Genomic DNA, 18391 nt, shown 5'->3' on the forward strand with positions numbered 1-18391 from the left:
GCCCGCCGCTTGGTGCACGCGTCGCCGGGCTGCGGAGTCCTCGCGCCACCCCACGTGATCAGTGTTACAAAGTTGCACCGCCTTGACAAGAATCTCTCACCATTATGCAGAGATCCTTTTAATAGGCGCAAACGATTTTCTTTCCCCGATTTGTGCGTGCGCCTGTTCCTATTATGGGCGGGAAGAATTCAGGAAGCGCCGGTGGGCACCTGCCGGTCGCCCGACGGCGTACCGTGCGTACGGGTGCGCCGGGGCAGGAGCGGGACCAGCAGGACCGCGGCGAGGAACACCCCGGCGTTGTAGAGCAGGGTCTGCCAGGTGGCGCCCGCCCAGGCCGCCGGGTCGCGCGGTCCGGCGCCGACCAGGCCGAAGAAGATCGCGCCGACGACGGCCACGCCCGCCGCGGTGCCGAGCTGGATGGTGGCGTTGGCCACGCCGGATCCCGCGCCCGCGTCGCGGGCGGGTACTCCGGCCAGGACCAGGTCCACCAGGATGGGCACGACCAGGCCGGAGCCCATGCCCGCCCCGAGGAGGCAGGCGAAGACCTGCCAGGAGTGCGTGGCGCCGCCGTGCAGCCGGAGCACCACGATCAGCGCGGCCATGCCCGCGGCCATGACGACCAGGCCGATCGCGATGAGCCGGCGGCCGGCGACGGCGCCGTACCTGATCGCGAGGGTGGCGGTGAGGCCGAGGCCGATCGTCCAGCCCAGGCCGGTCAGCGCCATGCGCAGGGGAGTCCAGCCGTGCGCGACCTGGAAGTCCCATACCAGCACGATCATGTACGACATGATGCCGGAGAAGACCAGCGCCATCAGGATGGAGCCGGCGACGAACGACCGGTTGCGAAACAGCGCCGGTGGGACCAGCGGGGAGAATCCCTCCCGGCGGAACTGGCGCAGGCCGAAGACCGTGAACACCGGCAGCGAGGCGGTCATCGAGACCACCGCCCATTGCGGCCAGCCCAGCTCGTGCCCTTGTACCAGCGGGAACATCAGCATGACCGAGGCGAGCCCGAGCAGCAGCACGCTCGGGAGGTCGAGGCGCAGCGGCCGGTCCGACTTCGACTCGGGCACCATCCGCGCCGCGCCCGCGAACGTGAGCACGCCGATCGGGACGTTCACCCAGAAGATCCAGCGCCAGCCGGGCCCGGCGGTGAGCAGGGCGCCGACGACCGGCCCGGCCACCGAGGCGATCGGGACGACCACACCGAGCAGCCCCATCGCCTTGATGCGCTCGGGCGGCGGGAACATCACCTGGATCACCGACAGCACCTGCGGCACCATCAGCGCCGCGAACACCCCCTGCGCCACCCTCGCGCCGGCCATCATCTGGCCGTTCTGGGCGAGGCCCGCCAGCGCGGACGCGGCGGTGAACCCCGCGACGCCGACGAGGAAGACCTTCTTGCGGCCCGCGATGTCCCCCAGGCGCCCCCCGGTGACCAGGAGCAACGCGAACGCGAGCGCGAACCCGGCCAGGATCCACTGCTGCAGTGAGACGCCCGCCCCCAGCTCGCGCTGAATGTAGGGCAGGGCGACGTTGACGATCGTCACATCGAGCTGGTTCATGAACATGGCCGTAAGGACGATCAGCAGCGCGAGCCACCGGTGGGGGAATGCCATGTGACCCTCTTCTACAACGGAACTTTGGGCATATCTACCCATAGTGGCGTGGGTGACTAGAGCCGGGCTCCAAACCTGCTGGAGCCCTTCCCCAAAAGGCGTCAATAATCCATGAATGATGTTTTTCTGGGTGATTGTCTAACCTGATGGGGAAGGCTTGCCGGCGTCGCCCGGGGGTACCCGCCCGCTTCTATGACGGCAAGTCTCTCATTGTGTGATGAAACGATGACAACGCCGGTGATCTCCGGGTTCGCCTGGTTGCCTGACGGCCATGCGATCGATGAATCTCTCCCTGAATGTCCGGTTTGCCCAAGGGCCGGCGGGTCGCCGCCGTGCCGCGGCGGCCGTGACCGTGGCGGCGGTGGTCATGCTCGCGGGTTGCGGCGCGTCGGCAGGCGACGGACAAGCGGCGGCCGACGAGACGGCCCGGAACCCGCAGAAGGCGGCGACCGACGTCCGGGTGCTGTGGATGGGCGACTCCATCGCCGGCGCGCAGGCCCCGGCCCTGGAAGCCGCGTTGAAGGCCGGTGGGGCGGCGTTCAAGAACGCCAGTTCCGCCGGTGGCGGCACCCTCGTGGCCGGCGGCCACCCGGTGACGAGCAAGATAGCCGCCGACACCTGGAAGGCGCTGAAGGAAGACCTCTCCTCCTTCCGCCCGACGGTGATCGCCTACCAGCTCACCGGCTACGACTGGGGCACCGCCCGCCAGCAACTGTCGGCCTATCAGAAGCTCGCCCGGACGGCCAAGGACGCCGGTGCCCGGCTCGTGCTGGTGTCCGCGCCGCCGTTCAAGATCGACGAGTTCTTCAAGCCGCACGAGGCCGCGATCAAGAGGGCGCCCGCGATGGCGGCCAAGGCCGCCGGAGGCGCTGACGTGCGCTATCTGGACGCCGCCGAGCTGTGGGGCAGCGACTACACGGCCGGCAAGGCCCAGCGCGCCAAGGACGGCATCCACTCCTGCCAGCAGGGGTCGGCGGCCTTCGCCACCTGGTTCACCAAGCGACTCGGGGAACTGGCGGGCTTCGCCCCGGCCGCCCCCGCCGACTGGGCCACCGGGCCATGGACCGGCGACGAGCAGTTCGTCAAACTCGGCTGCGGCTGATGCCCGCGACCTCCCGCCGCGCGCATATCGGCGCGCTCGACGGGCTGCGCGGGCTCGCCGTCGCCGCGGTCCTGCTGTTTCACGCCGGGCACCTGGGCGGCGGGTTCCTGGGCGTCGACCTGTTCTTCGTCCTGTCCGGTTTTCTGATCACCGGCCTGCTGCTGGACGAGCTCGGCCGGCACGGCCGGCTCGGCCTGGCGGCCTTCTGGGCGCGCCGGGCCCGCCGCCTGCTACCCGCGCTGACCCTGATGGTGGTGGCGACACTGCTGCTGGCCTGGGCGTTCGCCAGGCCGGACATGCTGAGGTCCGCACTGCAGGACGCGCCGTGGGTGGCCGCCCAGAGCGTCAACTGGCACTACATCGGCGAGCAGATCGGCTACTGGGACGCCTCCGGCACCCGCCTGTTCGCCCACCTGTGGAGCATCGGCGTCGAATGGCAGTTCTACCTGGCCTGGCCCTTGATCGTCGCCGTGGCCGGGCGGGGGCCGGGCGGGCAGCGGCGGGTCGCTCTCGTCGCGGTCGCCGGCGCGCTCGTCTCACTCCTGCTCATGATCAAGCTCGGGGCGGCGGTGGACACCACCCGCGCCTACGAGGGCAGCGACACCCGGGCGTTCTCGCTGCTGCTCGGCGCCGCCGCCGCCGCGCCCGCACGGAACGTCGTGGCCCGCCTGCCGCGCCCGGCCACGGACGTGATCTGCGTTCTGCTGCTGTGCGGGCTGGGCGCCTCGTGGGTGGTGACCGCGGGGGAGAAGGCGCCCGGCCTGTTCCAGGGAGGGATGTTCGCCCACTCCCTGGGCAGCGCCGTGCTGATCGCGCTCCTGTCCCACGTGCCGGACGGGCGGATGGGCCGGGTGATCGGCAGTGCCGCGCCGCGCCGGCTGGGCGAGCTGTCCTACAGCCTGTACCTGTGGCACTGGCCGATCTACCTGCTGCTCCCGCGGCCGGCGCCCGGACCCGGTAGCTGGGCCTGGAACTGGGCCTGGACGATCGCCGCGATCGGGCTGTCGTTGCTGGCTGCGGTAGTCTCGAAGACCGCCGTCGAGGATCCGGTGCGGCTGCGCGCCGGATGGGCCACAGGGCGGCGCGGATGGGCGGCGCTGGCCGTCACGGCGGTGACCGCGCTGGGGCTGTGGGCGGCGATCCCGCGACCGGTGCCGGGCGCCGGGACGGTGGACCTGAGCAGACTCGACCAGTGAACAGGAGACGACACATGCCGGTGGTCCTGCGCCGCGTGTTGGCGGTCGTGGTCGCGGCGGCGACGCTTGCGGGCTGCGGGATCACCGACACCGACGCCCACCCCGCCGGTCAGCTGGTCCGGGGCAGCCTGACCGCGAGCGGCAGCCGCCTTCTGCGGGTGTACTTCGTCACGCCGCAGGGCACCTGGCCGGTCTCCCGCCCGGCCCTGGCCGGCGACCGGCTGCCGCAGGCCATGAAGGAGCTGTGGGCGGGTCCCACGGCGGACGAGCGCGCCCGAGGGCTGATCACGCACCTGCCGCCGGCGGCGCGGCCGGTCCAGGCCCGCGCCACGGAGGGCGGAGTGGAAGTACGCCTGCCGTGGCTGGTGCGCGACATGCGGGCCATTGCGGTGAGTCAGGTGGTGTGCACGGCCGCCGCGGCCTCGGACGCCGGTGGCGATGCCGTCATCGAGGTGCTGGAACCCGGCATGGGGGACAACCCCTGGCGGGTCAGGTGTGACGAGAACGGGACGGCCGACCCCGTCGGGCAGGGAGGCTTCTCATGACCCGGGTCCTGCTGATCGAGGACGACCCGGCCGTACGCCGGGGCGTGAGCCTCGGCCTCCGCCACCACGGCCACGAGCCCGTGGCGGTGTCGAGCGGTGAGGACGGGCTGGCCGAACTCGTCGCCGGCGCCCCCGACATCGTGCTGCTCGACCTGATGCTGCCCGGCATGAGCGGCCTGGAGACCTGCCGCCGCATCCGCGCCTTCAGCCAGGTGCCCATCGTGATCCTGTCGGCGCGCGACGACGACGTGGACATCGTCGTGGGGCTGGAGGCGGGGGCCGACGACTACGTGATCAAACCCGCCAGCGGCGAGGTCATCGAGGCCCGGATGCGCGCGGTGCTGCGCCGTACCGCACCGCCGGCCTCCGGCAACCAGGCGCGCACCACCCAGGGCGACCTGCTCATCGACCGGGTCGCGCTGCGCGTGCTCAAGAAGGGCGCGCAACTCGCGCTGGCGCCCACGGAGATGAAGCTGCTGCTGTTCCTGTCGGCCGCGCCCGAACAGACCTTCAGCCGCCAGCAGCTCCTCGAACAGGTGTGGGAGCACACCTTCCACGGCGACTACCGGCTGGTCGACGCGTGCGTCATGCGGCTGCGGGCCAAGATCGAGGACGACTCCCGCAATCCCCGCTACATCCAGACCGTACGCGGATTCGGCTACCGGTTCGGCCCGCTGTGATCCGGCCGGCGTTCGCCCGCGGCCTGCGAGCCCAGCTCGTCGTGGCGTTCTTCCTGGTCTCCGCGCTCAGCGCGCTGGTCGCCGCCGCCGTCACCTTTCACCAGGGCCGCACCGCGATCGTGGAACGTGCCCAAGCCGACGCCCTGCAGGAACTGCGCGCCCATGTCACCTCCCGCGCGCCCGACCTGCCCGCCGACCCCGCCGAGGCGGACCTGCGTACCCTGGCGCTGCAACTGGACCGTGCGATGGGCGCGCGCGGTCAGCGCACCGCCCTGTCCTATCGCGGCGGCCCGCTCGTCACCGCCGGGGCGCCGGCACCGCCGCTGCCCGCGCCGCTGCGCGCCCGTGCGGCCACGGCGACCACGGCGCTGGCCCAGCGCTTCCACCACGTCCGGTCACCCTGGCTGGCCGTGGCCCTTCCCGTCACCGCCGCCGCCCGCCCGGACGGTCCCGCACCGCTCGTCGTCTACGCGTCCTTCCCGCTGACCTCCCAGCAGCAGGACGTGGACACGCTGGCCGCCGCCGCACGCGCCGCCGCGCTGCCCGTCGCCGTGGCCTCCATCCTGGCCGCGCTGCTGGCGGCGCGCCGGCTGCTGCGGCCGGTCCGGCGGCTGCGTGCGGCCGCCGTGCAGATGGCCGGCGGCCGGCTGGACACCCGGGTGAACGTCGCCGGCGAGGACGAGCTCGCCGACCTCGGCCGGACCTTCAACACAATGGCCGCCACGCTCCAGGCCGACGCCGACACGCTGCGCGCCATGGAGGCGCGGGCACGCAGGTTCGCCGCCGACGTCTCCCACGAACTGCGCACCCCGCTCGCGGCCATGAGCGCGGTGACCGAGGTCCTCGACGCCGACGCCTCCGGCGGCGGGCTCGCGCCGCTCACCGCCGAGGCGCTGCACCTGGTATCCGACGAGACACGCAGACTCACCCGCCTCGTCGAGGACCTGATCGAGGTGTCACGGTTCGACGCCGGCGCCGCCGTACTCCACCTCGACGAGGTCGACCTGGGCGAGCTCATCACCAACACGCTCGCGCTGCGGCACTGGCAGGAGCGGGTCCGCACCGAGATCCCGGCCGGGCTGCGCGCCCGCCTCGACCCGCGCCGCGTGGACGTCATCCTGGCCAACCTCGTCGGCAACGCGCTGCGGCACGGCGGCGCGGCGGTGCCGGTGCTCGTCCGGGTACGGGCTGATGCCGACCGGCTCGTCGTCACCGTCTCCGACGACGGGCCCGGCATTCCCGCCGGCCTGCTGCCGCATGTCTTCGACCGGTTCACCAAGGGCGACGCCGCCCGCGCCCGGACCGAGGGCAGCGGCCTGGGCCTGGCCATCGCCGCGGAGAACGCGCGCCTGCACGGCGGCACCCTCACCGCGGCCAACCACGCGGGGGGCGGGGCCGTCCTGACCCTCACCCTGCCCGCCACGTCCACGGCGCCGTCGCCGGGTTCGCGTGCGGGTTCCGGGCGGCCTTGAGCGTTTGCCCGCGACGGCCTCCTTCAGGTGCGGGGTGCGAACCATTCCGTTGCGGCCGTCGCCAGCCCGTCGGTGCCCGCCCAGGCCACGATCCCGTCGGGACGGATCAGGAGGGCGTCGGCGGGAGGGTTGTCGCAGTGCGCTCGGACCACGTCGATCCAGTGGTGGGCGTCGTCGGCGAGTCTGGCCTCACCGCCGAGATCCAGCAGGACGGGGCGGCCCTGCCGCAGGGATTCGGTCAGTCGCCGTTCACCGGCGCCGGTGGTCAGGCGCAGGCCGGGTAGCAGGCGGCCGGTCAGTGGGTGGGTGGCGGCGCCGTACGGGAGGTCGGAGCCGTGCAGCAGGGCCGCCATGTGGCGCAGGGGCTGCTCGTAGGCGAAGACCTCGGTGAGCAGTGTCCGCAGGGCCTCGCCCTCCTCCCGCGGCAGGCGATCGAGGGCCGCCTGGGCGCGGGTCTGCAGCAGGGCGCGTTCAGCCGCGGGACGGCGCTCGGACTCATAGCTGTTGAGCAGGTGCTCCGGGCCTCGGCCCTTGAGTGTGGCGGACAGTTTCCAGCCGAGGTTGACCGCGTCCGTCATGCCGGCGTTGAGCGCCGAGCCGCCCGCGGGGAACAGGTGGGCGGCGTCACCGGCGAGGAACACCCGTCCGGCTCGGTAGTGGTCGGCCAGCCGGGCCTGGGCGCTCGTGCGTGACAGCCAGATCGGCTCGCCCAGCCGCAGGTCGTCGCCGAGTACGCGGTGGATGGCCGCCCGGAAGCCGGCGAGGGTCACCGGCCCGGCCGGGTGCCGGCCCTTCTCGCGCACGCCGACGATGTGGACGCCGGGCTGGAGTGAGGCGGCCAGGATCCGCCCGGCCGGGGTGCGGTTCCAGCCCGGTTTCAGCCCGGCCAGCTGAGGGTGGTCGAACACGCCGGTCTCGGTGCCGGCGGTGAAGTGGCCGATCCACAGTTCCTCCTCGTCGGTGGTGCCGGGGAAACCGATTCCGGCCAGTTCGCGGACCCGGCTGCCGCCTCCGTCGCAGCCCACGGCGTAGTGGGCGCGCAGGCCGAATCCGGCGCCTTGGGCGCTCACTCCGGACTCGTCCTGCGTGAGCGAGGCCAGCTCGTGCCCCCAGCGGATCGACACGCCCAGCTCGGCCGCCCGTTCGCGCAACAGCCGCTCCAGCCGGGGCTGCGCAATCATCAGCATGCGCAGGGGGATGCCGGCGACCCCGGTGAAGCGCAGCGGGACCGATCCGAAGGGGAAGCCCGGCGGGACCCCGCAGAAGGGGCTGTCGGCGCTCAGGCGTTCCAGCAGGCCGCGGTGCTCCAGCAGGTCGATGATCTGCCCGCCCAGGCCGTTGGCCTTGGGCGTCTGGCCCGGCTCCGCTCGCTTGTCCAGTACGACGGGGCGGGCGCCGGTCAGGCTCAGCTCGCAGGCCAGCATGAGCCCGACGGGCCCCGCACCGATGATCACAACATCGCCCATGCTTGTCAGGCTAGATTGACATAGCTGGCCTGTCAATCTAGCCTGACAACGTGGATATGGAGAAGCTGTCCGAACACATCAGGTCGAACGACCCGGCCGTCGGGCTGCGCGCGGTGGGAGCGCTGCACCGGCTGGCCGAACAGGTCGAGGCCGTCTCGGTGGCGCTGGCCCGCGAGCAGGGGTGGACCTGGGAGCAGATCGGCGACGCACTCGGCATGTCCCGGCAATCCGTGCACGCCAGATACGGAAAGTGAGACACCGCGATGTTCGCGAGCGAGAAGAGTCCCTTCGCGGCGGCAGTCAAGGCCGCGGCTCAAGAAGCCAGGCAGCGCGGCGACCGTCGCATCGGCACCGAGCACCTCCTGCTCGGCCTGCTCGGCGACCCCGGCTCCGTCACGAGCCGCGCGCTCGGCGTGGATCTGGCCACCGCACGGGCCGCGCTCGCCGACCTGGATACGGCGGCCCTGCGCGCGATCGGCCTGGACGTCGGCCAGGCGCCGCAAGCCGGGCCGCTCCGGCACCCTCCGGTGCCCGTTACCGCGCTCGCCACCGGTGCCCGAGCCGCCGTCAATCACGCGATCAAGGCAACGACACGTAAGAACAGGAACGCCCAGGCGCCCGTCCAGCTGCTCCTGGCGTTGCTCGCCCAACGCGAGCCGGACCCGGTGGCGCAGCTCCTGAACCACCTGGGCGTCGACCGTGCCGCCGTCCGGGCACACCTCGACCAGGTGGCGGCGTACTGAGTTCGCCCTGGTTCCACCGATAGGCAGCGACGATCGGTCAGATAGGTAGCCGCTCTTGGACGCCGACCTGACGGACCTGCTCGAATCGGTACCACCCACTGCCGAAGCCCCGTGAAGGAAAGCATGAGCGTCCCGCTGCCCAGCACGTTCCGAGCACGCACCATCGACGTGGACGGCGTCGCCATCCACACGGTCGCCGGAGGCGACGGGCCGCCCGTGCTGCTCCTGCACGGCTACCCGCAGACGCACCTCATCTGGCACGACGTGGCCCCGGCGCTGGCGTCCCGGCACACGGTCGTGCTGACCGACCTGCGCGGGTACGGCGACAGCGCCAAACCGGAGCCGGTCACCGACGACGTCTACTCCAAGCGGGCGATGGCCGGAGACCAGCTCGGCGTGATGCGGGAGCTGGGGTTCGAGCGCTTCTCCGTGGTGGGCCATGACCGGGGGGCGAGGGTGGGCCACCGGATGGCCCTCGACCACCCCGATGCCGTCGAGGCGCTCGCCGTCCTGGACATCGTGCCGACCCGGCACACGTTCGCGCACGCCGACGCCGCCTTCGGCCTCGGCTACTACCACTGGTTCTTCCTCGCCGCCGGGAACGGCATCCCCGAGCGGCTGATCGGCAACGATCCCGAGTTCTGGATCCGCGGCCGGATGACCGCACGGCACTCCGGCGGCGCCGCGTACGACGAGGCCGCGGTCCGTGAGTATGTGCGCTGCTTCTCCGAGCCCGCCGCGATCGCCGCGTCGTGCGCCGACTACCGGGCGGCGGCGGGCGTCGACCTGGAGCATGACGAGGCCGACGCCGCGGCGGGCCGTCGCGTGCGCTGCCCGGTGCTGGCGCTGTGGGGCGAGCACAGCTTCGTCGGCCGCACCTACGACGTCCTGAAGGTCTGGCGCGACTACGCCGACGATCTCAGCGGTACGGCCCTGCCGAGCGACCACTACCTCCCGGAGGAGGCCCCCGCCCTGGTCGCCGCGGAGCTGAAGGCGTTCCTGGCCGGGGCCTGAGACGGGACCCCGGCCGGGAGGGCCCCTCAGGACCAGCGTTCCCCGCGCAAGGCCTTGCGGGCCAGCTCCATCTCCAGCTCGATCTTGCCCACCACGCCGTCGTTGCCGACGGGTCCGTGCCCGCCCTCGAAGAAGCGCAGCAGCACGTCCCCGCCGGCGGCGCGCAGCCGGCGGGCGTACTCCTCGGCCTGGCGGGCCGGGGTGCGGGTGTCGTGGCGGCCCTGGTTGATCAGCACCGGCGCCCGCACGTCCTCGACGTAGGTCATGGGGGAGCTCAGCCGGAAACGTTCCTCCGCGAGCTCGGGCCGCCCGCCCAGGAATCCGCGCCAGGCCGCCTGCAGGGCGGGGTGCATGTCCTCGTAGGCGAGTTTCCAGTCGGCCAGCGCGATGAACGCGAACCCGCCCGCGAACAGGCCGGGCAGCCGGCCGAGCGAGAGCAGCGTCAGGAAGCCGCCGTAGGAGGAGCCGCGGATGAACACGGCAGACGGGTCGGCGATGCCCTCCTCGACCAGCCACCGCCAGGCCGCCTCGACGTCCTCCAGCTCGCGGTCGCCGACGGCTCCCCAGAACCCCTCGCGGAACGTCCTGCCGAACGTGACGGAACCCCGGTAGTTCAGCGACGCGTAGGCGAAGCCCTCGGCCAGCCACGCCTGCGCGGCGGGGTGGTATCCGCCCACGTCGGCGAGGTTCGGGCCGCCGTGCACCCGCAGGACCAGCGGCACCGGCCCGCTCGCGCCCGCCGGCGCCGCGACCCAGAGCTGCAGCGCGGTCCCGTCCTTGGAGGTGACGGTGACCGAACGCATCGGGATGCCCGGCACGACGTTCCGCGGGGCCATGACCACGCGCGGCTCGCTCTCGCCGCGCTCCAGGCGGAGCATCTCGAACGGCAGGTCGGCGCGCTGGCGCAGCAGCCGGATCTGACCGTCCGGTCCGTAGTGCGAGCTCCACTGGTTCGTCACCGCGCACGCCACCTCGGGGAAGAAGTAGGCGCCGTCGGGATGGGACACGCGCAGCAGCCGGCCCGCCTGGAGGTCGTACTCGTAGACGCGGTGCAGGCCGCCGTCGACGTGGACGAGCAGCAGCCGGGCGCCGTCGCCGGACCAGTCGAGCGGGACGAGTTCGCCCGCCAGCTCGGGCGCCTCGACGTCGGTCCGCTCACCGGTGAGGGGGTTCCACACGGCGGGCCGCGCGTACCCGGTGCGTTCGGTGCTCAGCAGCATCCGGGGGTCCCCGGCGACCGGCGAGAACCGGACTCCGCGAACGGGCGCGAGCGGCCCGTCGGAGACCGACGCCAGCACCGCGCCGTCGGCGGCGTCGAGCACCGTGACGGCGAAGCGGCGGATGCCGGGGTTGTGGTCCGTGGTGTCGATGCTCGCCAGCGTTCCGTCGGCAGAGACCAGGCTGTTCCAGGCCTCGTTCCTGCTGCGATACAGCCGGTGGGGGCCTGAGCCGGTCAGGTGGTAGAGCGTGAATCCCTCGTCGGTGACCGTCGCGATGACGACCGCCGAGCCGTCGCGCGCGACGTCGATGCCGCGCAGCGTGTAAGGAGGCAGCCCGGGGGTGAGGTCCACGGGTTCGCCGTCGACCGGGCAGGACCACAGATGGCCGACCTCGCCGCCGTCCTCGTCGCGCAGCACCAGGATGGCGCGCCCGTCCGCGGCGGGCACCGGGTTCGCGACGTGCGGCGGCAGATCCGGCACCCGCAGGGTCTCGCCGGTGGCCGGATTCCAGAGGGACACCTCGGCGTCGCTGAGTCCGGCCGCGTAGATCATTTCAAGGTTGAGGTCGCCGGGACAGGGACGGATGTCCTGGATGATCGGAGTGTCGAAGCGGTCGCGCCAGGCGTCAGAGGACATGGATCAACTCCGGTTTGTGACAGGCGACGCCGTGGCCCCGCGCGTCGGTGACGAGCGGGGGGACCTCGGCGGCGCAGATCGAGCTCGCCTTCGGGCAGAGGGTCCGGAAGCGGCAGCCCGACGGGGGGTCGGTCGGGCTCGGGACGTCGCCGGTCAGGATGATCCGGCGGCGGGCGCGCTCGGCCCGCGGGTCGGGGATCGGCACCGCCGACAGCAGTGCCTGGGTGTAGGGGTGGCGGGGACGCTGGTAGAGCTCGTCCGGCGGTCCTTGCTCGACGATCCGGCCGAGATACATGACGGCCACCTCGTCGCTGGCGTGCCGTACCACCGACAGGTCGTGCGCGATGAGGAGATACGTCAGCCCGAGCTGGTCCTGGAGGTCCTCCAGGAGGTTGATGACGCCGGCCTGGATGCTGACGTCCAGCGCGCTGACCGGCTCGTCCAGCACGATCACGTCGGGCTCGACGGCGAGCGCGCGGGCGATGCCGACGCGCTGGCGCTGCCCTCCGGAGAACTCGTGCGGAAACCGTCCGGCGTGCAGGGGGTCGAGTCCGACGAGCTCCAGCAGTTCGGGGACGCGCCCGGTGTCCAGGCCGTGGGTTTCGAGGGCCTCGGTGAGGATCGCCCGGACGGTCATGCGGGGGTTGAGCGAGGCGTACGGATCCTGGAAGACCATCTGGATACGCCGCCGTGCCCGGCGCAACCGGTCGGACGGCAGCGCCGTGAAGTCGGTGCCGTCGAGAAGCACCTGGCCCGAGGTCGGTTCGACGAGCCGTACCAGGCACGCGGCCAGCGTGGACTTCCCGCAGCCGCTCTCCCCGACGAGCCCGAGCGTCTTGCCGCGCTCGATCCGCAGCGACACCCCGGAGACCGCCCGCACGGTGCCGGACCGGCGGCGGAACGCCCCGTCGCGCACGGGATAGGTCTTGACCAGGTCCGTGACCTCCAGCGCCGTCATCGCGGGCGCACCTCCTCCAGCTCCGCCGCGCGCAGGCAGGACGCCGTATGGCCGTCGCCGATCCGGACCGGCGACGGGACGGTCGTGTCGCACAGACCGGCGCGCGCGTGCTCGCAGCGCGGATGGAACGGGCAGCCCGGCGCCCGCGAGGGCTGGCCGGGGATCTGGTAGAGCCGTTCGCCGTGCCGGGCGTCGAGCCGGGGGAGCGAGGCCAGCAGACCCCTGGTGTAGGGGTGTGCGGGCGTGTAGAAGATCGGTTCGACGGCGGCCTCCTCGGCCTTGGTGCCCGCGTACATCACCAGCACCCGGTCGGCGACCCCGGCCACCACGCCCAGGTCGTGGGTGATCAGCATGAGCGCGGTCGCCGTGCGTCGCTGGATCCGCCTGATCACGTCGAGGATCTGCGCCTGCACGGTCACGTCGAGGGCGGTCGTCGGCTCGTCGGCGATGAGCAGGTCCGGTTCGTTGGCGATGCTCATCGCGATCATGACGCGCTGCCGCATGCCGCCGGACAGCTCGTGCGGGTACTGGCTCGCGCGCCTGGCCGGCGAGGGGATGCCGACCAGGTCGAGCAGCTCGACGACCCGTTCGCGCAGCGCGGCGCGGGTGAGCGAGGCGTCGTGCACGCTGATGGCCTCGGCGATCTGCGCGCCGACGGTGTGCACCGGGGTGAGCGCGGTCAGCGCGTCCTGGAAGATCATCGCGATGCGGCTGCCCCGCAGGGTGCGCAGGTCGGACTCGGAGCGGCCCAGGAACTCCTCGCCGCGGAACCGGACCGACCCCGTGACCAGGGCGCGGCCGGGCAGGATCCCGAGCACCGCCATCGACGTGACGCTCTTGCCCGAGCCCGACTCGCCGACGATGGCGAGCGTCTCGCCGGGCGCGACGGAGAACGACAGCCCGGTGACGGCCGCGACCGTGCCGGCGTCCGTGGGGAGCTGGACGGTGAGGTCGTCGACCTCCAGCAGGGCGTTCACGGGCGTGCTCCCTTCGGGTCGAAGGCGTCTCTGAGGCCGTCGCCGAGGAAGTTGATGGCCAGCGCCGTCAGGAGGATGAACAGGCCGGGGAAGTACAGCAGGTAGACCTTGCCGGTGCCGATCAGCCCGGACGCCTGGCTCAGCAGGTTGCCCCAGCTGGATTCCGGAGGCTGCACGCCGTACCCGAGGAAGGAGAGCGTCGATTCGACGATCACCGCGCTCGCGGCGCCGAGAGAGGTGCTGACGGCGATGACACCGGTGAGGTTGGGCAGGATATGTCGCACGATGATGCGCCACCTGGTCACGCCCAGCACGGTGGCCGCGGCGACGTACTCCTTCTCCCGCAGTGACAGCACCTGGCCGCGGACGATCCTGGCCACGGTGGTCCAGCCGATCGCCGCCAGCACCGGGACGATCACGACGGGGGAACGGCCGGCGCCCTGGAGCACGACCGCCAGGACCACGATCGCGGGCAGGACGATGAACAGGTCCGTGATCCGCATGATGATCTCGTCCGCCCAGCCGCCGAAGAACCCCGCCGCGGCCCCCAGCGCGGTGCCCACCACGGTGGCGAGCACGGCGACGCACAGGCCGATAGCGAGCGAGATCCGCCCCGCGTACAGGAGTTCGGTGAGGTAGTCGCGGCCCAGTTCGTCGGTGCCGAACCAGTGCGCCGCCGACGGCGGCACGGGCCCGAGCATCAGGTTCTGGGCGCCGCGCTCGTAGGGAGCGATCAGGTCCGCGCCGAAGCAGCCGAGCAGCAGGAGGAGGAGCACCGCGAGCCCCGCGACGGCCAGACGGTGGCGCAGGAACCGCCGGCGCGCGAGTTGCCACGGGGTGCGTTCCGCTGTCATCGGAGCCTCACTCTCGGGTCGAGTACGGCGTAGGCGAGGTCGGCCAGCAGGTTGAACACGATCACGACCACCGCGACCACGAGCGTCCACGGCACGAGGACGAACACGTCGCCCGCGAGCAGGGAGTCGAGGAACAACCGGCCCATGCCCTGGATGGCGAAGATCTGCTCGGTGACCACGAGCCCGCCGAACAGCAGGCCGGCGTCCACCGCGGTGACGCTGACGAAGGGGCCGAGCGAGGTGCGCAGGGCGTGCCGCGTGACGATCCGGCGTTTCGGCACGCCCTTGGCCCGCGCGGTCCGCACGTACTCGCTGGTGAGGGCGTCGAGCATGGTGGCCCGGGTGAACCTGCTCCAGCTCGCCACCAGGCCCACGGTCAGCGTCAGCACGGGCAGGACGAGATGGCGCGCGTAGTCGAGCGGGCCGCCGCCGTCGGGGGAGTGCAGGCCCACGAAGTAGAGCGGGGGATCGGTCAGGCCGAGCAGTTCCTGCGGCCAGGCCGCGAGGATCTGGATGAGGATCAGCCCGAGCCAGAACGGCGGCATCGCGACCCCGAGGTAGGACAGCCCGGTGAAGGCCAGGTCGCCGGCGGAGTACTGCCGCACCGCCGAGTAGACGCCGACGGCCAGCGCGACCACCGCGGCGACGAGGACACCCCAGACGATCAGCTGCAGGGTGGTCCCGAGGGCGGGCAGGATCAGGCCGTGGACCGGGCCCGCCGTACGCGAGCTGACTCCCCAGTCGCCGGTGACGAACCGCGTGAGCCAGTGCCAGTACTGCACGGGGATCGACTGGTCGAGGCCGAGGCGCTCGGCGGCGCGGGCGAGCGCGCCGGGGTCACGCCCGCCGCGCAGTTTGGCCAGCGGGTCGAAGGCGATCCTGACCGCCCAGAAGAGCAGGAAGGAGGCGATGAGGACGACGGGTACCGAGTAGAGCAGCCGCCGTGCGAGGTAGGCGAACATCGGCGTCTCAGCTCGCCAGGCCCCATTGGGCGAGGTTCCAGAACGGACCGCGCGCGGGGTCGATGGCCAGCGGGCCGCCGATCTTGTTGTTCCACAGCAGGATGTTGGGGATCACGTCGAGCGGCAGGAGGGCGGCGGAGTCGGCGAGAAGCTTGTCCGCCTGGTGGGAGATCTCGACGCGCTCGGCCTCGTCGAGCGATGACGCGGCCGTGTCGAGCACCTTGTCGAGACCGGGCAGGTCGATGCGTGACATGTTGAGCCCGGAGCGGCCGTTGTCCTCGGTGGGGATCGCGCTTGAGGAGAAGGACGCGGCGAGCGAGGGCTGGGGGAAGGTGTCGACGAGGGTCCACAGGCCCATCTGGAAGTCGCCCTTGGGGAGCTTGCTCGCGAACAGGTCCGTGGCCGAGGTGTTGTCGATCTTCACCTCGAAGCCGGCGGCGCGCAGTTGCTCCTGAAGGATCTGCTCGGTCAGCTCGCGGCGCTTGTTGCCGGTCATCGTGCTGACGGAGAACGCCGCCCTGTTTCCCGCCTTGGCCCAGACGCCGTCGGATCCCTTGGCCCACCCGTCGCCCCGCATCAGGGAGTCGACCTTGGCGAGGTCGGGGGTGTACTGGGCGAAGTCGGTGCTGCCGTAGCGGCCGACGAGCGGGGTGTGCGCGCTCTGGGCGGGTTCGGTGACGCCGAGCGCGCCGTACAGGCGGGTGACGACGGCCTTGCGGTCGATCGCGTGCGAGACGGCCTTGCGGAACGTCACGGAGTCGAAGGGCGCCTTGGCGTTGTTGAACCAGATCGCCTCAAGGTTGCCCGACTCGGGATCGACGATCGAGCTGGCGTTGGGCAGCCCGCTCTTGATCTGGTCGATCGAATCGAGCTGGGGCGTGGGGTAGAGCGCGTCGAGCTGGCCGGTCTTGAACGCCTGGAACGCCGCGGCGGTGTCGGCCGTGAACTGGAAGGTGACCTTGTCGAGCTTGGGTTTGTCGCCCCAGTAGTTCGGGTTCGGCACGAGGACGACCGAGACGCCCTTCGTCCAGGACTCGATCTTCCACGGGCCTCCGCTCCAGGTGTAGCCGTCCTTCATCAGGGCGCTGCGGTCCTTGCCCTTGAGCAGGTGGCTGGGGAGCAGGCCGCCGCCGTCGCTGAACAGGCCCTTCCAGCTCGCGTACGGAGCGTCGAACGTGACGACCGCCGTCTTGGGGTCAGGAGTGTCGATCTTGGTGATGTGGCTGTATCCGGTCCGGTTCAGGACGTCCTTGCCGTCGCGGATCGCCAGCGCCGTATAGGCGAAGTCCTCCGAGGTGATCGGCTCGCCGTCCGACCAGACGGCCGCCGGGTTGATCCGGTAGGTGACCTTCTGCGGCGGCCCGGCGGTGACCTCGGGTTCCGACGCCATGACGTTCGTGGCCGCGAGCCCCCACGTGCCGTCGATCTTCCTGGGCTCGAACACCCGGGGAATCGTCGGGATGTCCATGATGAACGTGCCCCAGATCGAGGTGGCGCAGCTCGCGATCCAGTCGGTGCAGTCCGGTTCCTGCTCGGCGCCGATGACGATGCTTCCCCCCTGACGCACCGGCGCGGCCGTGGCGGGGCGGGCGTCGGACTTCAGGGCCGTGCCGGTGCCTCCGCTCGTGCACGAGGCCGCGAGGAGGGCGAGGGCGGCGAGCCCAATTGCTCCGAGTCTGAACCTGGTGCTCATGCTCTGACCTTTCTGGGGGTGATGAGAGGGAGAGTATGGGCAAGTCAGAACCCAGGCAAGGGTATTAGGCATGTTTCTAGTCATTCGCATTGACTATGCTTTAGCCCGTCACTGCGATCAGGTGGTGCGAAAATGCGTGCATCGGCAGACGAGGGAGGCTTTGGTGGCATCAACGCGCCAGTCGAAGGAGAAGGGTTCCAAGGGGGAGGCGCGGCCACGCCGCGCGCGTGACAGCCTCAACCGGGAGGTGATCCTCGCGGCCGCCGAGAAGATCGCGCTGCGCGACGGCCTGGACGCGCTGACCTTCCAGGAGCTCGGAGCCGAGCTCGAGGCCCACCCGACCTCGCTGTATCGCCATTTCAAGGACAAGGACGAACTGCTCCTCGAACTGGTCGACGGCCTCAGGGCCCGCTCCTACGGCGGCACCGTCACGCCCACCGACGACTGGCGGGCCGACCTGCGCGACATCGCCCAGCGGGTACGCGAGCACTACCTCCGCTACGCGCCGTTCGCCCAGCAGATGGTCATGCGCACCACGCGGCGGCCCACGGAGTTCTCCAGCGTCGACTTCACCCTGGACGCCGTACGGCGGGCCGGAGTCGCCGACGAGGAGGTGGCGGTGGTGCAGCGCGCGTTCGGCAGCTTCGTCCGTTCCGTGGCGAGCCTGGAGGCGGCCGTCCACGCGCTCGACCCGGAGGTGCGGCGCAGGGACGAGCTCGCCTGGCAGGTGGAGTACCGGCAACTGGACGCCGGCAAGTACCCCGCCATCGCCCATCATGCCGACCGGCTCCCGAGCCTCGGCGGCCCGTCCGCCTTCGACGTCGGCCTGGAGATGATGCTCGACGCGATCGAGGTACGCGCCGAACGGTCACGGGCGCGTCAGCGTGTCGATCAGGGCGGCGACGAGCCGGGCCCGGCCGGCGAGTGAGTCCAGGTCGACCCACTCGTGCTCGGCGTGGGCGCCGTCCCCCAGCGGGCCGAGCCCGTCGAGCGTGGGGATGCCCAGCGCGCCGGTGAAGTTGGCGTCGGACGCGCCTCCGACCGCGACCTCTCCGGGATCGGGCAGTCCGAGGTGGGCCGCGGCCTTGCGGGCCGCCGCGTACAGTTCCCGGGAGCTCGCCGGCTCCAGCGGCGGACGGTTGATCTCGCCGTCGACCCGGATCACCGCTCCCGGGACGGCGGGGGCGAGCGCGCGCAGGCGCTCGTCGACGCGTGCCAGCTCCGCCAGTTCCCACGCGCGGACGTCCACGCGCA

At 71.8% G+C, this 18391-nt stretch carries 18 protein-coding genes; 9 read left to right on the forward strand and 9 right to left on the reverse strand.

Annotation, left to right across the window (positions count from 1 at the left end):
- Window positions 1–188: 188 nt before the first annotated feature.
- Window positions 189–1619 (reverse strand): MFS transporter, encoded by a 1431-nt coding sequence (locus tag ACFWY5_RS35365; RefSeq protein ID WP_379637137.1) that lies wholly within the window; start codon window positions 1617–1619, stop codon window positions 189–191.
- A 280-nt stretch (window positions 1620–1899) separates the two neighbouring features.
- Here ACFWY5_RS35365 and ACFWY5_RS35370 point away from each other — a divergent pair, with 280 nt between their 5' ends.
- Genes ACFWY5_RS35370 through ACFWY5_RS35390 form a run of 5 tightly spaced genes read left to right on the forward strand, consistent with a single transcriptional unit; the run spans window position 1900 to window position 6614 of the window.
- Window positions 1900–2721 carry an SGNH hydrolase domain-containing protein gene (locus ACFWY5_RS35370; protein WP_379637139.1) on the forward strand — a complete coding sequence of 274 codons (822 nt, stop codon included), beginning with the start codon at window positions 1900–1902 and terminating at the stop codon, window positions 2719–2721.
- Entirely contained in the window at window positions 2721–3917 is a 1197-nt protein-coding gene (locus ACFWY5_RS35375) for an acyltransferase family protein (RefSeq protein ID WP_379637141.1), read from the forward strand. The genes ACFWY5_RS35370 and ACFWY5_RS35375 overlap by 1 nt, the downstream gene beginning before the upstream one ends.
- A gap of 14 nt (window positions 3918–3931) precedes the next feature.
- The gene (locus tag ACFWY5_RS35380) at window positions 3932–4462 is read left to right on the forward strand and encodes a hypothetical protein (protein ID WP_379637143.1); all 531 of its coding nucleotides are present in this window, start codon (window positions 3932–3934) and stop codon (window positions 4460–4462) included.
- The gene (locus ACFWY5_RS35385; protein ID WP_379616037.1) at window positions 4459–5142 is read left to right on the forward strand and encodes a response regulator transcription factor; all 684 of its coding nucleotides are present in this window, start codon (window positions 4459–4461) and stop codon (window positions 5140–5142) included. Before ACFWY5_RS35380 ends, ACFWY5_RS35385 begins: the two co-directional genes overlap by 4 nt.
- Entirely contained in the window at window positions 5139–6614 is a 1476-nt protein-coding gene (locus ACFWY5_RS35390; protein WP_379637145.1) for a sensor histidine kinase, read from the forward strand. Before ACFWY5_RS35385 ends, ACFWY5_RS35390 begins: the two co-directional genes overlap by 4 nt.
- Window positions 6615–6637: 23 nt before the next feature.
- Here the strand turns inward: ACFWY5_RS35390 and ACFWY5_RS35395 are convergent, their stop codons facing one another.
- Window positions 6638–8080: an FAD-dependent oxidoreductase gene (locus ACFWY5_RS35395; protein WP_379637147.1), complete on the reverse strand. Its 1443-nt coding sequence runs from the start codon at window positions 8078–8080 to the stop codon at window positions 6638–6640.
- Between the two features lie 56 nt (window positions 8081–8136).
- On the opposite strand from ACFWY5_RS35395, the gene ACFWY5_RS35400 reads away from it, so the two are divergent.
- From ACFWY5_RS35400 to ACFWY5_RS35410, 3 genes are all read left to right on the forward strand, one after another.
- Window positions 8137–8334: a helix-turn-helix domain-containing protein gene (locus ACFWY5_RS35400; RefSeq protein ID WP_379616130.1), complete on the forward strand. Its 198-nt coding sequence runs from the start codon at window positions 8137–8139 to the stop codon at window positions 8332–8334.
- Between the two features lie 9 nt (window positions 8335–8343).
- A complete protein-coding gene (locus ACFWY5_RS35405) occupies window positions 8344–8823 on the forward strand; it encodes a Clp protease N-terminal domain-containing protein (RefSeq protein ID WP_379616043.1) in 480 nt (159 codons plus the stop codon).
- 123 nt (window positions 8824–8946) lie between these two features.
- On the forward strand, window positions 8947–9837 hold the full coding sequence (locus ACFWY5_RS35410; RefSeq protein WP_379637149.1) for an alpha/beta fold hydrolase: 891 nt from the start codon (window positions 8947–8949) through the stop codon (window positions 9835–9837).
- Between the two features lie 26 nt (window positions 9838–9863).
- Here the strand turns inward: ACFWY5_RS35410 and ACFWY5_RS35415 are convergent, their stop codons facing one another.
- Genes ACFWY5_RS35415 through ACFWY5_RS35440 form a run of 6 tightly spaced genes read right to left on the reverse strand, consistent with a single transcriptional unit; the run spans window position 9864 to window position 17137 of the window.
- A complete protein-coding gene (locus ACFWY5_RS35415) occupies window positions 9864–11693 on the reverse strand; it encodes a S9 family peptidase (protein ID WP_379637151.1) in 1830 nt (609 codons plus the stop codon).
- Window positions 11683–12651: an ABC transporter ATP-binding protein gene (locus tag ACFWY5_RS35420; RefSeq protein WP_379616049.1), complete on the reverse strand. Its 969-nt coding sequence runs from the start codon at window positions 12649–12651 to the stop codon at window positions 11683–11685. Before ACFWY5_RS35420 ends, ACFWY5_RS35415 begins: the two co-directional genes overlap by 11 nt.
- Window positions 12648–13628 (reverse strand): ABC transporter ATP-binding protein, encoded by a 981-nt coding sequence (locus ACFWY5_RS35425; RefSeq protein ID WP_379637152.1) that lies wholly within the window; start codon window positions 13626–13628, stop codon window positions 12648–12650. Before ACFWY5_RS35425 ends, ACFWY5_RS35420 begins: the two co-directional genes overlap by 4 nt.
- Entirely contained in the window at window positions 13625–14482 is an 858-nt protein-coding gene (locus ACFWY5_RS35430) for an ABC transporter permease (RefSeq protein ID WP_379616053.1), read from the reverse strand. The genes ACFWY5_RS35425 and ACFWY5_RS35430 overlap by 4 nt, the downstream gene beginning before the upstream one ends.
- Window positions 14479–15444 carry an ABC transporter permease gene (locus ACFWY5_RS35435; RefSeq protein ID WP_379616055.1) on the reverse strand — a complete coding sequence of 322 codons (966 nt, stop codon included), beginning with the start codon at window positions 15442–15444 and terminating at the stop codon, window positions 14479–14481. Before ACFWY5_RS35435 ends, ACFWY5_RS35430 begins: the two co-directional genes overlap by 4 nt.
- 7 nt (window positions 15445–15451) lie before the next feature.
- Entirely contained in the window at window positions 15452–17137 is a 1686-nt protein-coding gene (locus tag ACFWY5_RS35440) for an ABC transporter substrate-binding protein (protein ID WP_379637154.1), read from the reverse strand.
- 163 nt (window positions 17138–17300) lie between these two features.
- Here ACFWY5_RS35440 and ACFWY5_RS35445 point away from each other — a divergent pair, with 163 nt between their 5' ends.
- On the forward strand, window positions 17301–18065 hold the full coding sequence (locus tag ACFWY5_RS35445; RefSeq protein ID WP_379616059.1) for a TetR/AcrR family transcriptional regulator: 765 nt from the start codon (window positions 17301–17303) through the stop codon (window positions 18063–18065).
- Here the strand turns inward: ACFWY5_RS35445 and ACFWY5_RS35450 are convergent.
- A partial coding sequence (locus ACFWY5_RS35450) for a M20/M25/M40 family metallo-hydrolase (protein ID WP_379637156.1) occupies window positions 18006–18391 on the reverse strand: 386 nt, incomplete at its 5' end. The two genes, ACFWY5_RS35445 and ACFWY5_RS35450, sit on opposite strands and share 60 nt — an antisense overlap.

Source organism: Nonomuraea sp. NPDC059007, from assembly GCF_042740555.1.
Classification (GTDB): Bacteria; Actinomycetota; Actinomycetes; order Streptosporangiales; family Streptosporangiaceae; genus Nonomuraea.